The organism is Bradyrhizobium arachidis, assembly GCF_015291705.1.
Taxonomy (GTDB): Bacteria; Pseudomonadota; Alphaproteobacteria; order Rhizobiales; family Xanthobacteraceae; genus Bradyrhizobium; species Bradyrhizobium arachidis.
On sequence record NZ_CP030050.1, the window covers coordinates 2,046,221 to 2,059,434 of the forward strand.

The window sequence follows — 13,214 nt, forward strand, 5'->3', positions numbered from 1 at the left end:
TCCCTCCGGTGAGGGCCGCCTTGTCGGGTTAATACCAGTGCTGTGTAACAGCCCTTATGGACAGCAATAAGTTCAGTGCTCAGATTGAACGGTTCGAGGTTGTCGAGACTGGCCGTCGCCGTCGCTGGACCGATGATGAGAAACTCAAGATCGTTCTGGAGAGTTTGCAGGCCCCGCGCGCGGTCTCGTCGACAGCACGACGATACGGCATCTCGCGCTCGCTCCTGTTGACTTGGCGACGATCGTTTGGGACGCGGACGAGCAATACTGAACAACCTCAGCCAGCGTTTGTGCCAGCGATGGTGATGCCGGACCAACCGCCGGCGCCGCCAGTAACTTTAGCGGGGCCAGCGAGCGGACGCATGGAGATTGTCGTCGGCAAGGCCTGTCGGGTGATCGTGGACGCCGGCGTTGATATGACCGCGTTGTCTCGCGTATTGGATCTGCTGGAGCGGCGATGATTCCGATCGCGGCAGGGGCGAGGATCTGGATCGCAACCGGTCACACTGACATGCGCAAAGGCATGCAGGGTCTGGCATTGCTGGTGCAGGAGGGGCTGGGGCGGGATCCTTTTGCCGGCGACGTCTTTGTGTTCCGTGGTCGTGCTGGCACCCTGATCAAAGCCCTTTGGCACGACGGGATCGGGCCGTCGCTCTACGCCAAGCGCCTGGATCGCGGCAAGTTCATCTCCTATGGCCTTTGTCAACTGTTTTGAACACAGCTTCCCGATCGCCCGTTTTGGGACGTGGATATTTGATGCATACGATCCGCATGGGTGAGGACGCCGAGTGTTCTCGACGGTCGCTCAGACTCCTATGCGGGGATTGGCTACCCCATGATGACGGTGCGTCGGAGGGCTGCCTCGCTCTGGCCTCGGACGTCGGCGTTTCCGCTGTCCAAAATGAATTCGAGGATTCCCTCTACCGCGCTCGGCGTCCTCGCTGATGCGGATCGTAGGATACGTCTTCGATTACGCGCCTAGCGGGACGCGCTGGCCGATGGACCAGATAAAGCCGAGCAGTTCCCGCGCAACTGCAGCGGTAGCGACGACTGAGCGTTTTCCGCGGGCTGTAAGCTTCCGATAGGTCTTGTGCAGACGTAGCTGCGCTTTCCAGGCCAGAGCAGCGATATCTTGTGGAACTGGCGGGCAACGCTCTTTCATCCATTGCCCGACCTTCGGCGTGGTACGATAGCTCCAGGCAGCTTCACACAGCACGGCCCGCGCGATCGAACTGCCCGCCTTGGTGATGCCGCGCGGCCTTACCGTACCGCCGCTGCTGTGCTCGCCTGGGGCGAGGCCGAAGTAGGCAACGAGCTGCCGCGGATGAGCGAAGCGGGAGAAGTCTCCGACCTCGGCGAGTATCGTAGCGGCGACGATCGGACCGACGCCCTTCAATGCTTGCAGAGCCTGCATCTGTTTGGCCCACGGGAGCTCGCGAGTAGTTCGCGGATTTGCTCCTCTACTCCAGCCTTGCGAGCCTCGTCATGCTCAAGTGCGTTGAGATAGGTCTGGAATGCAATCTGTTGCGCCGGATGGGCGAACGTCCTGTTGCAGAGCCATATCCGGTGTCGGCGACTCCAAGCCTTACCCTCGAAGCGTAAGTCGCAACGGAGCATGAACGCCTGAATGCGAATGCGATCTCGGCGGACATCCTGACCAGCTGCGTGCCGCGCCCGTACCAGGTCGCGTAGTGCCTCATGAAGCGCGTCCGGCACCCAGACATAGGTGAGCTCACCGGCCCGATGCAGACGAGCCAAAATGATGGCGTCGCGCCGGTCATTCTTGATCCGCTCGCCCGGCTTGCGTGGCGTCAACGAGGGCGCGCACACTCTGCAGATCATCCCCATTGTCGAGAGTTGACGTTGAACGTTGTAGCCGCATGATCCAGCCTCGTAGACGAACTCGACGACACCATGTCGACGCGCCAGACTCCGAGCGAGTTTGCCGATTGCCGTCGGATCGTTCTTGATCGTGCCGACATGCCGAACCTCACCCGCTCGCCCAACGCCCGCTACCGCGACAGAAATTGTCTCTTTGTGTACGTCGAGACCAACGAAGGCACAAACCGATTGCATAGCATTTCTCCTTCCTTGCCGGGTCCAATCCGGACGACGCCCAAGATGCGATCACGGGCAGGAAAAGGCCATGTCATCTGGCCTACGGCGTCGGACGGCGCGGTATCGATCTCGGCGGCGCAGATGGCTTATATGCTGGAAGGGATCGACTGGCGGAATCCGCAACTGAGCTGGCGACCGCAGAGCGCAGGCTGATCCAGGAAAATCTGCGGCTGCTGGCATTTTGGGGAGTCCCATCGCGTCCAATCTGTGATTCACTGCGTCGCATGAATGCGGATCGCGACGCTGCTACGGATGACGTTGCCGCGCTGAAGAAGGCGCTGGCAGTCGAGCGCGCGAAAGGGTTTGGAGATCGCCGCCGAACTCGCGGTCGCCCGCGCGAAAACGTCGGAAGACGAGGCGCTGATCGCGCAGCAGAAGCTGCAGATCGCCAAGCTGAGGCATCAGATCTACGGCCAGCGGTCGGAGGGTTCGGCGCGGCTGATCGAGCAATTGGCGCTGACGTTCGAGGAGCTGGAAGTCGACGCGACCGAGGACGAGCTCGCGGCGGAACGGGCGGTGGCCAAGACGACGGTGCGGGGATTTACCCGCAAGCGCGCTGAGCGCCAGACTTTCCCCGAGCACCTTCCTCGGGAGCGGGTGGTGATCGATGGACCTACGGCTTGTGAATGCTGCGGTAGCAGTCGTCTGCGCAAGCTTGGTGAGGACGTGACGCTGACGCTGGAAGTGGTGCCGCGCCAGTGGAAGGTGATCGAGACGGTCCGGGAGAAGTTCTCCTGTCGCGACTGCGAGAAGATCAGCCAGGCGCCGGCGCCGTTCCATGCCGTCCCCCGGGGACGGGCTGGCCCGAGCCTGTTGGCCATGATCATGTTCGAGAAGTTCGGCCAGCATCAGCCCTTGAACCGGCAGGCCGAGCGCTACGCACTGGAAGGCGTGCCGATCGCACTGTCGACCATGGCGGATGCCGTGGGAGCGGTCTGTGCCTCGCTGGATCCCCTGCTGCGCCTGCTGGAAGCCCATGTCATGCGGGCCGAGCGCCTTCATGCCGATGATACGACCGTGCCGGTGTTGGCCAAGGGCAAAACCGATACGGGGCGATGCTGGATCTACGTCCGGGACGACCGGCCGTTCGGCGGCACGGACCCGCCGGCGGCGATGTTCTATTACTCACGCGACCGCAAGGGCGAGCATCCCCAGGCGCATCTGGCGGGGTGTGCCGGCATCCTGCAGGCCGACGCCTACGATGGGTACAACCAGCTCTATCTGGCGGGACGCCAGCCCGGCCCGATCCGGGAGGCTGCCTGCTGGTCGCACGGACGGCGCCCGTTCTTTGCCATGGCCGACATCGCAGAGAATGCCCGGCGCAAGGCCGCTGGCAAGAAGGAGATCCCGCTCTCGCCGATCGCAATCGAGGTCGTGAGGCGGATCGATGCGCTGTTCGAGATCGAACGCTCCATCAATGGCGGGAGCCCCGACGAGCGTCTTCAGATTCGACACACGCTGAGCCGGCCTCTGGTCGAGGACCTGCAAGTCTATATGCGGGAGCAACTCGCCAAGCTCTCCCGTGGGCACGACCTGGCCAAGGCGTTCAACTATATCCTGAAGCGATGGGCGAGCTTTACGCTGTTCCTCCAGGATGGCCGCGTGTGCCTCTCCAACAATGCCGCCGAACGGGGCTTGCGAGGCGTCGCGCTTGGACGGAAGTCCTGGCTGTTCTGCGGCTCTGATCGCGGAGGGCGGCGCGCCGCAGCCATGTACAGCCTCATCGTCACGGCAAAGATGAACGGCATCGACCCGCAGGCGTGGCTTACGGATATCCTCGCCCGGATCGCCGCCCATCCGGTTCATCGGCTGGACGAACTTCTGCCCTGGAATTGGACGCCAGCGGCAGCGATCTCCGCTCGCGCGGCATGACCACCCACGTCAACAAAATCCATCACGTCACCACCATCACCCAAGTCGCAAGGGACCTCGGCGAAGACGAAGATTGGCTGCGAGACGTTGCAAACGAAATGGAGATCGAGGACGGAGCCATCTGGGTCTTTGGCGTTGGCGAAGACGGCGTCCAGGCGTTCACCGACTTCGGCATCGAACGCCTCATCGAGCTCATCCAAGTCTATAAAGACAATCCCGAGTTGCTCAAACGCTGGTCGACCACATAATCAGCTCAAGCTCGCGGCCTACGCCGGATGCTTACCGAGCTCATGCCACCTCGACAGGCGTAACGGCGTTGGGGGCTGTGGACCGCTCGAGTCGTGAGGTGCGCTCGACCGGCCCACAGCCCCCTTTGTTGTAATCAGGATCAGGGGTAGTCGCAGACATCAATCGTGCAGAGGTGAAGGTGGGACCACGGCAGGGGAAATCCTGAAACCCATTATGTGGCCGATCATTCGATCGACGCCCGACGCTAGACCAGGACAGCCCCAGACGAAAACACGGAAATGCGGTATCCAACCCGCGCATCAGAGCCTGTTCACCGACGTCTTTGGGTCCCGCCTTCTCCTCTGCACGATCCATCGGCGCAAGACTTCACGATGAGTCCTCGTGAAGGGGAAACCGTTTGCTGGGTGCTTGACTGGGGACATCAGGGGATGGTCCGGCCGTGCTCCGGCCCTGCCGGCACGAGAAGCTGGTAAGGGGCGCTCAAGACAAGGAGCACGCCATGTCTCAGAAACTCAACGCGGCGATTGCCGTGATCGGCATCGATATCGCCAAAACCTCGTACCACGTCGTGGGCCACGACGCGCGTGGCGCCATCGTGCTGCGGCAAAAGTGGTCGCGCGGCCAAGTAGAAGCGCGGCTCGCCAATATGTCGCGTTGCCTCATCGGCATGGAGGCCTGCGTCGGTGCACACCACCTGGGCCGCAAACTCGCATCGCTTGGTCACGACGCCAGACTGATGCCGGCCAAATACGTCCTCCCTTACAGTAAGGGATAAAACAACGACTTCAATGATGCCGAAGCGATTGCGGAGGCCGTGCAGCGCTCGGCGATGAAGTTTGTCGCGACTAAGAACGCCGAGCAACTGGATCTGCAGGCATTACATCGTGTGCGCGAGCGACTGGTGTCGCAACGCACTGGGATCATCCAACCAGATTCGCGCCTTCATGCTGGAGCGCGGGATCGCCATGCGACAGGGCATCGGCTTCCTACGTACAGAACTACCCCCATTTCTTGCGACGCGCGCCGACGCCCTGTCACCACGCATGTTGCGTGTCATCGAGGAGTTAACAGTCGATTGGCGACGGTTGGATCAGCGCATCAATGGCCTATCCGAAGAGATCGAAGCCGTTGCCCGTCAAGATCAAGCCTGTTCGCGCCTGATGACAGTTCCTGGCATCGGCCGATTATTTCGAGCGCCATGGTGGCCGCGATCGGCACTGGAGACGTATTCTCCAAAGGCCGCGACTTCGGCGCCTGGCTTGCACTGGTGCCCTAACAGATCTTGACTGGAGACCGCACGATCCTTGGCAAAGTCTCGAGGCCTGGCAATCGCTACCTTCGCGTTCTATTCGTTCAGGCGGCATGGGTCGTGCTGGTCAGGATAAAAAGTTGGGAACGTTACGGCTTTGCCTCCTGGATCGAAGCCGCCGCCAAGAAGCGGCTACACCACAATGTGCTCGCTATCGCTGCTCGGCGCGGCCAAGGCGCGGCCTGGCGATCTCGAATCAGCCGTAAGCAAGAGCGACGGCCGACCTTGACCGCCCTGCGCGCGACGCGATCGAGTTCTGCGGGCCGTGACGAAGGAACGGCCACTGGTCCGAACAAAGGAACTACGCAATATCAGGAGCAAGCCGATGACATAGCCGCATCAACCGTCTCCAGCCGAGGTCTGCGAGAAGACAAGACAAAATGGAGGATAGGTCTTCCGAGCGTGTGCGGATACTGGTCGACCTTAATGGCCCGTCCGTGGCCTGTAGACTATCAGAACGCACGCGCGCTGATATCCATGATGGCCCGGAGCACGAACGCTCCAATCAGAGGCCGGATACATTGATGCAAGACCGCCGTCGCCAATTCGACGAATCTTCTCGCAACGCACGGCCGGCTCTCGCGGCTCTTCGAGCTTCTTTAGGGCAAACAGCGGTAAAGCTTTGCGCAGTGGGGTTGCTGCGCAGGGCTCGCGCTGGCAGGCCGGAGCCGCGAGTTGCAGATGGCCGCTCCCGCCGCCATCGGAGCAATCAAATCAGACGCCGCTTGGCAGACTTTAGCTGGCAACCAATCGAAGGGAGGAACTTTGCCTTTCGCTTCGCCAGGACCGAGCAGAAGATTACCTCGAACTACGGCGGCGGTCCGTCGACGCTGCCTGATCGGCGAGCGCTGGCTTGCGTTGCCGATTGGCCGAGCGAGGGGCATCGATCTCGAGCTCGACGGACTGAAATCGCGGTCGCCGCTGTCTCGACGAGAGGCGCGATCTCAATTTGCCTGCGGGGTGACGGTCGATCTTCTGGCGCTAGCCCACGAGCGAGCATGCGAGGCCGAGCTCGCGGGGCTATCACGATCGACCTCGATGCCGGACGGTTACCCAATCTTGCGGCACTGCGCGATCGCTTGCGACCCCAGACGACCTCGATTCCAGTGTCGCCATCAAGCTGGCGCGTTCTCGGCTTGATTATCGCGCCATGACCTGTTTGGTGGCGAGACCGAGGAGCAAGTCGACAGGGCAACACCACCGCAGCGCTGCCGGGCACAATCCTTGTGTGCTCGCGGGAGAGGGAGCCGAGCTCGAGAATGGGGCGGCGCTCCTCACAGTCAGACGAAGAAGATGGAGCAAACGCTGCGCGACCATTTTATGGGCTTAGTTAAGGCAAAGCTCGGCGACATCGTGATGGGAAGGGTCGAGCTTGCCGACTTCGGGCCGATCCGCGGGTGAGAACGCGCGGCGAACGTTGTGAGCGCTAAGGGATGAGCCCGACCGATCGCAATCAACGCGAGCAGTCGCTGGTCGCTCCCGGAGTGGTTGTCCTGGCGGGACTACATTCCTGTTCAGGGCTTTCCCTCCGTTGCCGCGCACTTCTATTTGCGGCAGGTCATAGTCATCGGTCCGGACTCTCCCGTGAAATTGTGCGTGACACCCGGAAATTTGCAGGAAATTGACGCGCTTGTTGTCCAATGCGCAGCGCAGATGCCATTGAAAACACCTATGGTCAGGCAGCTCAGTCTGCCAGCGGGCACTGACTAACCGTGTTCCAACACCACCCTTCGGGCCTAGGGTCCTTCTCCGGATTAGAAAACAAAATGCGCAAAAATTCAAAGCCCGTCTGGGACCGCGTCGAGGCTCACAAATCAAAATTCTACGAGCTAAGCGACCGGATTTGGGATCGCCCCGAAGAAAATTATCAAGAATTTTTCGCCTGCGGTGAGCACCGTCGCGCGCTTATCTCAGAAGGCTTCACCGTGAGCGAAGGGTTAGCTGACATTCCGACAGCGATCATGGGCGAGGCGGGCACTGGTGGGCCACTCATAGCCATTCTTGGCGAGTACGACGCGCTACCAGGATTGAGCCAGCAGGCGGGAGTGGCGGAAAAAATCCCTGTCGTTCCCGGCGGATCCGGGCACGGCTGTGGCCACAATCTCTTGGGTTCCGCCTCTCTTTTGGCCGTCGTGGCACTGAAAGACTGGCTTGCCCAGACGGGGCTGCCGGGGCGTGTACGATATTACGGATGTCCTGCTGAAGAGGGCGGCTCTTCCAAAAGTTTCCTGGTGCGGGCCGGCGCCTTCGATGACGTAGACATAGCAATCTCCTGGCATCCCTCTACTTTCACTGGCGTATTCAGCCCGGTTTCGCTGGCCTGTGTGGAAATGGAATTTACTTTCGATGGCCGCGCTTCTCACGCTTCAGTGGCGCCACATCTTGGACGAAGCGCCCTCGACGCCGTCGAGCTTATGAATGTCGGTGTGAACTACATGCGTGAGCACATGCCTTCCTCCGCTCGCATTCACTATGCACTCATCGATGGCGGAGGCCTTGCGCCAAACGTAGTGCAGCCGCGGGCGGTTGTGCGTCACCTCGTGCGCGCGCGCGACCTCAACGGCATGTGGAGCTTGGTGGAGCGGGTCAAGAAAATTGCGGAAGGCGCGGCCCTGATGACGGAGACGACTGTCTCCGTAAAGCAGCTTTCTGGAGAAGCAAATCTTGTTGCAAATCCACCCTTGGAGGAAGCCATGCAGGCAAACCTTCTGGATTTGGGGGGCGCCGGGTTTGACAGCGTAGACATAGAATTCGCCAAGAAAATCCAGGAAACTCTTACTCCCGAGGACATTCGCTCATCCTTCGGGCGAGTTGGCCTGCCCGTTGGCACTGACGCACTGTGCGAACAGGTATTCCCGTTGTACGGCTCCTCAACGGACTCCCTGGGATCGACCGATGTGGGAACGGTGAGCTGGGTCGTGCCTACGGTGCAATGCCGCGCGGCTTCTTTCGCAGTAGGAACTCCGTTCCATTCCTGGCAGCTGGTCGCTCAAGGCAAATCGCCAGCTGCACACAAAGGCCTCGCACTGGCCGCAAAGGCAATGGCGGGCCTGGCAGCTGACGTCCTTTCAAATGAGGATCTCCTGTCGGCAGCGAAGGAAGCCTTTGCGACGTTTCGTAGTCAAAATCCTTTCAAGAACCCCGTTGGTGCGGAAACGAAGCCGTCGCTCGAAATGGCAAAATACTAACAGGTCAAGCCCATTCTGATGCGACACGACGCCTGCAAGAAGCGGGCAAGGTTAGAGCGTCCACTAAAGCACCTCGATCTGCGTACAGCAAGTTGTCTGCCGGTCCCAAAGAGGGCGCGATCTTTCTGTCAATGTCGGGCTGCAATCCTGATCCACAGTCTGCCAATCCAGGTTCGACACGCTGGTCAAGTAAGAATTCGAAGCTTCGCAGGAAGCCCATAGTCCAAAATTTCAATAGCTGGTGAACTTGGTTGAGCGATCAGTTCGAATGGCGGACGGTCTCAATGGAAGCCGTCCTCAATTCGATCACAGCGCGGACGCTTCTGTTCGCGGATCAGATCGCGGCGATGGTGCGCGACGCCGCAGCAAAAGCTATTCCAAGGCATAGGAGTACAAAAGAGATGGATTTCGCGCTCTCCGCTAGTCAGGAAACGATCCGTGAAGCTGTCGGGAAAATTTGCGCCCGCTTTGACGAAGCGTACTGGCTGAAGAAGGACAAGGAGGGCGGTTATCCCGCCGATTTCCACCGCGCGCTCGCGCATGCCGGCTGGCTCGGCATCTGCGTCCCCGAGGAATATGGCGGCTCTGGACTCGGCATCACCGATGCTGCGATCATGATGCGCACAATCTCCGAATCGGGTGCCGGCATGTCGGGCGCGTCGGCGGTGCACATGAACGTGTTCGGGCTCAATCCCGTGGTGGTGTTCGGCACCAAGGAGCAGTGCCAGCGCATGCTGCCGCCGATCATCGACGGCCGCGACAAATCCTGCTTTGCGGTGACCGAGCCCAACACCGGCCTCAACACCACGCAGCTCAAGACCCGCGCGGTGCGCCAAGGCGACAAGTACATCGTCAATGGCCAGAAGGTGTGGATCTCTACGGCGCAAGTCGCTAACAAGATCCTGCTGCTCGCACGCACCACGTCCATGGAGGAGGTGAAGAGCCCAACCCACGGCCTCAGCTTGTTCTACACCGATTTCGACCGCAAGCGAGTTACCGTACATGAGATCGAGAAGATGGGCCGCAAGCCAGTCGACTCAAACGAGTTGTTCTTCGAGAACTTTGAAATTGCCATCGAGGACCGCATCGGCGAAGAAGGTCGCGGCTTCGAATATATCCTGCACGGCATGAATCCCGAGCGCATCCTGATCGCGGCCGAAGCTGTCGGCCTGGGCCAGATCGCGCTGACGAAGGCGTCCGAATATGCCAAGGGCCGCATCGTGTTCAATCGTCCGATCGGTATGAACCAGGCGATCCAGCATCCGCTGGCCAAGTGCTGGATGGAACTCGAGGCCGCCTGGCTGATGGTGCTGCGCGCCGGCTGGCAATATGACCAGAACCTGCCGTGCGGCCCCGCGGCGAATGCAGCGAAATATCTCGCGGCGGAAGCGGGCTTCCACGCCTGCGAGCAGGCCGTGATGACCCATGGTGGCTTCGGCTATGCCAAGGAGTACCACGTCGAGCGTTATCTGCGGGAATCGCTGATCCCTCGCATTGCGCCGATCAGCCCGCAACTGATCCTCAGCTTTATCGGTGAGAAGGTGCTCGGCTTTCCGAAGTCGTATTGATAAAGCTCCGGTCGCGGCGACGCATTGCGCCGTTATCCCTCCCCCTGGAGCGGCAGGGGAATCGCATATGGATTTCTCTGGCCTATTGCATTGGAGAGCAAGAGAGATTCTGAAGGCGACTGGCGTGCCGAGCCACGACACGTTCAGCCGCGTGTTCGGCCTGCTCAAGCCGGAAGTCTTCGAGAAGACATTCCGTCGCTCCATGGCGGCCTCGCCAAGGCCAATGGGCTCAAGCTCACGGGGGTGGTGGCCGTCGATGGCAAGGCACTGCGCTGCGCCTACGAACGCGGTGGCAAGGCCACGCCGCTGCATCTGGTCAACGTCTTCGCGGTGGAGGCGCGCATGGCCTTGGTGCAGCAGAAAGCGCCCGGTCGCAACGAGACGGCCGGCGCCTTGGAAGTGCTGGAGCTTCTCAGGCTGCAGGACTGTATGTCACCGCCGATGCGCAGCATTGCAGCCGCGCCTTTGCCAGTGCGGTGCCGCAACGAGGCGGCGATTATGCCCTTGTGGTCAAGGCCAACCGTGGGCCCTTGTTCAAGGCGGCTGCGCAGCAATTTGCGCGGTTGGGCAAGCGCAGCAGCGCTGCTCAGGCCGCGCAGTCCAGCCACGATCGGCGCGAAGCGCGGCGTGCCACCGTCATGCGCAACACCAGCCTAGCGGCGCACCACAATTTTCCTAGCGTTGTTGCGGTGGGGCGCCTCACTTCGCGCAGGCGCCTGCGCGGCAAGCCAGCCGATACGCCGGTCGTGCGCTACTATCTCTTGTCCAAATACATCTCGCCCAAGCGGCTGTTGCATATCAGCCGCAGCCATTGGAGCATCGAGAATCAGCTTCATTGGGTGCTCGACGTTCACTTCGCCGAGGATGGCAATCGTGCCCGAAAGGACAACGCCCGCGAGCACGCCATCCTGCGCAGGCTGGCCCTCAACATCCTGCGATCCCCCCGGACCGCGCCTCGATCCGGCGCAAAATCAAGCGCTCCGGCTGGGACAATGCCTTCCTTCTCAGCATGCTCGGCCATATGAGATAGGCCTGGCCTGGAACGAGGACGGCAGGTTGGGGGCAGCGAGAACGCATGGTGCGGAGACTGATCCCGCCTGCGCAAGCCGACGTTCTCTTCGCAGGGGAAGAAATGAGCTTCGTCGCGCGCGTCGGCCTTGCGTACTAAGGCATTAAGGATCTGTTCCTCGCATGATTCGATAAACGCATCCAGCGGCCCCGCCCATCACGTGCTTCGCCACGTTGGCACCGACGGAGATGATGGTCCGGCATGGTCACCGCAAGCCGATGGCGTCACAAAATATGCCGCCGCGTCGCCGTCTTTTCAGCTGCAACTGAACTTCGAGATGGGGTACCAAAGCACTAGCATTCCTTTTGATATCGGCAAATGTTTTGTAGTCAAAACCTCGCCATCGCCTGCGGACGTACATTGTACACGATCGCATTGGCTTCGCGCGAAAGCGCTAATGGTTCGCGACCGTCCGGTTACTTGGGGTCGATAATAATGCTGCGCTTGCCGCGATTGACATTCAAGCACATGCCGCCCATGCGCGGGGTGCGACTAGGCCGATCTGACCAATGAGATCACCATCCGGGCTTTCCACTTTGATCACATCAGCTCCCATGTCGGCGAGAATTCGGGTAGCGTAAGGCCCCAAGAGAACGGTAGTCAGGTCGATAATTGTAACGCCACGAAGCGGCCCCATTAAATGCCTCCAAAATACCCGTCACTACTCTGCGGCCAAAGCATCCCAAACCCTCGAAGTGGCCACCGATAGCGAACGAGGTGGCGAAATACTTCTCAAGCCATTGTCTGCGCGCTGCGGACAACCGGATGTCGACTTCCCTCTACACGTCGATATGGGACACGATGGCGTTTGCCGTCCAAGACATGAACAACGTTCGGGCGGCTCAGCCTGGATGAGCTCCTTCACAGAGGCAAAGATAGGAGCGGGAAGCAATTCATTATATATTCTCGACCAAGTATCAGGTAAACGTCCCCAGCGCTCGCCAGGTTATTGCCCGAGCTGCGAACGCAAATCTGAACCCATGGCTACCGCCGAGCAGGTCCTGCTGAAAGTCAGTACATTGAGTTCTCCGGCCGGTGGAGGCGCATCTGCTACATTCCCAAGGAGTTGTGGAGAATTCGCCGCACCGTAGCCACAAGAGATCCTTGTCTCCAACCTGAAAAATGGAAGGAAAGAACTCACTTCCCAATTCGTTTGTAGACCGACAAAAGAGCCCGATGCGCGTCGCCATGTCGTGTGAAAATCGTCATGTGTTGCTGTTCAAGGAACCGCTTTGGGTTGTAAGATAGCTCCCTGCGGTCGTGTCCCCAGTGATGGTGTAGCTCGGTAGAGCGAAGCCGTCCGCACGCGCGCCCTCAGATAGCGCCGTAGCGGGCGGACGGCTTTGCGGTGGTCACCGGCAGTTCGCCGGTAGGGTCGGGTTGCTGACACCAACCTGATTCGAGGAACCACCGATGACCGACGAGATGATGAACCTTCGCGCGCTCGTGGAGAAGGCCCCAGACGCCGATCTGCTTCGCGAGATGATTGGCTTTGCCGCCCAGCGATTGATGGAGCTGGAGGTCGCCGGGCTGACCGGAGCGGCCTACGGCGAGAAGAATGCCGAGCGCCTTGCCCAGCGTAACGGCTACCGTGACCGGACCTGGGAGACGCGCGCCGGCGCGGTCGAGCTGCGCATTCCCAAGCTTCGCAAAGGAAGCTACTTCCCGGGCTTCCTGGAGCCGCGTCGGATGGCCGAAAAGGCGCTCACCGCGGTGGTGCAGGGCTGGCTGGCCGGAATCACTTTGGTTGGTCGCCACTTTATCGCTAGAGAAAACGCTGCCTCGTCGATGCTGACTACCCACCCATTACCGAGCCGGCCTGGTCACGCTGAAGACAATGC

General features: G+C 60.5%; 7 protein-coding genes and 5 pseudogenes. 10 read left to right on the forward strand and 2 right to left on the reverse strand.

Annotated features, from left to right (window positions below; genetic code table 11):
- The first annotated feature begins 56 nt into the window (after window positions 1-56).
- Window positions 57-461 (forward strand): IS66-like element accessory protein TnpA, encoded by a 405-nt coding sequence (gene tnpA, locus WN72_RS09665; protein ID WP_080134401.1) that lies wholly within the window; start codon window positions 57-59, stop codon window positions 459-461.
- A complete protein-coding gene (gene tnpB / locus WN72_RS09670) occupies window positions 458-715 on the forward strand; it encodes an IS66 family insertion sequence element accessory protein TnpB (RefSeq protein ID WP_194483010.1) in 258 nt (85 codons plus the stop codon). Before tnpA ends, tnpB begins: the two co-directional genes overlap by 4 nt.
- 255 nt (window positions 716-970) lie before the next feature.
- Here the strand turns inward: tnpB and WN72_RS09675 are convergent.
- A pseudogene (locus WN72_RS09675) lies at window positions 971-2,028 on the reverse strand (IS110 family RNA-guided transposase).
- Here WN72_RS09675 and WN72_RS46750 point away from each other — a divergent pair.
- The 7 genes and pseudogenes from WN72_RS46750 to WN72_RS09705 form a co-directional block, all read left to right on the forward strand.
- Window positions 1,915-2,271: a transposase gene (locus tag WN72_RS46750; protein WP_143130878.1), complete on the forward strand. Its 357-nt coding sequence runs from the start codon at window positions 1,915-1,917 to the stop codon at window positions 2,269-2,271. The pseudogene WN72_RS09675 and the gene WN72_RS46750 sit on opposite strands and share 114 nt — an antisense overlap.
- A 71-nt stretch (window positions 2,272-2,342) precedes the next feature.
- Window positions 2,343-3,990 (forward strand): IS66 family transposase gene (gene tnpC / locus WN72_RS09680; RefSeq protein ID WP_143130879.1). Its coding sequence is split into 2 segments (ribosomal slippage): window positions 2,343-2,414 and window positions 2,416-3,990, totalling 1,647 coding nucleotides; the frame shifts between segments, so codons are not numbered across the junction.
- Window positions 3,987-4,238, forward strand: coding sequence for a hypothetical protein (locus WN72_RS09685; RefSeq protein WP_092220885.1), 252 nt, complete (start codon window positions 3,987-3,989; stop codon window positions 4,236-4,238). Before tnpC ends, WN72_RS09685 begins: the two co-directional genes overlap by 4 nt.
- Before the next feature lie 500 nt (window positions 4,239-4,738).
- A pseudogene (locus WN72_RS09690) lies at window positions 4,739-5,734 on the forward strand (IS110 family RNA-guided transposase); the annotation flags it as partial.
- A gap of 1,580 nt (window positions 5,735-7,314) precedes the next feature.
- Complete coding sequence (locus tag WN72_RS09695; RefSeq protein ID WP_092220880.1) at window positions 7,315-8,736, forward strand: M20 family metallopeptidase; 1,422 nt, start codon at window positions 7,315-7,317, stop codon at window positions 8,734-8,736.
- 401 nt (window positions 8,737-9,137) lie between these two features.
- Complete coding sequence (locus WN72_RS09700; RefSeq protein ID WP_092220887.1) at window positions 9,138-10,304, forward strand: acyl-CoA dehydrogenase family protein; 1,167 nt, start codon at window positions 9,138-9,140, stop codon at window positions 10,302-10,304.
- A 121-nt stretch (window positions 10,305-10,425) separates the two neighbouring features.
- Window positions 10,426-11,334 (forward strand): annotated as a pseudogene (locus WN72_RS09705) (ISAs1 family transposase); the annotation flags it as partial.
- 374 nt (window positions 11,335-11,708) lie between these two features.
- Here WN72_RS09705 and WN72_RS09710 read toward each other — a convergent pair.
- Window positions 11,709-12,010, reverse strand: a pseudogene (locus WN72_RS09710) (CoA transferase); the annotation flags it as partial.
- Window positions 12,011-12,786: 776 nt separating this feature from the next.
- Here WN72_RS09710 and WN72_RS09715 point away from each other — a divergent pair.
- Window positions 12,787-13,116, forward strand: a pseudogene (locus WN72_RS09715) (transposase); the annotation flags it as partial.
- Between the last annotated feature and the right edge of the window lie 98 nt (window positions 13,117-13,214).

Excerpts from the sequence above, each read along its gene's own strand:
- WN72_RS09700 (WP_092220887.1), top strand. The coding sequence starts at position 9,138 with ATGGATTTCGCGCTCTCCGCTAGTCAGGAAACGATCCGTGAAGCTGTC.
- tnpA (WP_080134401.1), top strand. The coding sequence starts at position 57 with ATGGACAGCAATAAGTTCAGTGCTCAGATTGAACGGTTCGAGGTTGTC.
- WN72_RS09695 (WP_092220880.1), top strand. The coding sequence starts at position 7,315 with ATGCGCAAAAATTCAAAGCCCGTCTGGGACCGCGTCGAGGCTCACAAA.
- tnpB (WP_194483010.1), top strand. The coding sequence starts at position 458 with ATGATTCCGATCGCGGCAGGGGCGAGGATCTGGATCGCAACCGGTCAC.
- WN72_RS46750 (WP_143130878.1), top strand. The coding sequence starts at position 1,915 with ATGTCGACGCGCCAGACTCCGAGCGAGTTTGCCGATTGCCGTCGGATC.
- WN72_RS09685 (WP_092220885.1), top strand. The coding sequence starts at position 3,987 with ATGACCACCCACGTCAACAAAATCCATCACGTCACCACCATCACCCAA.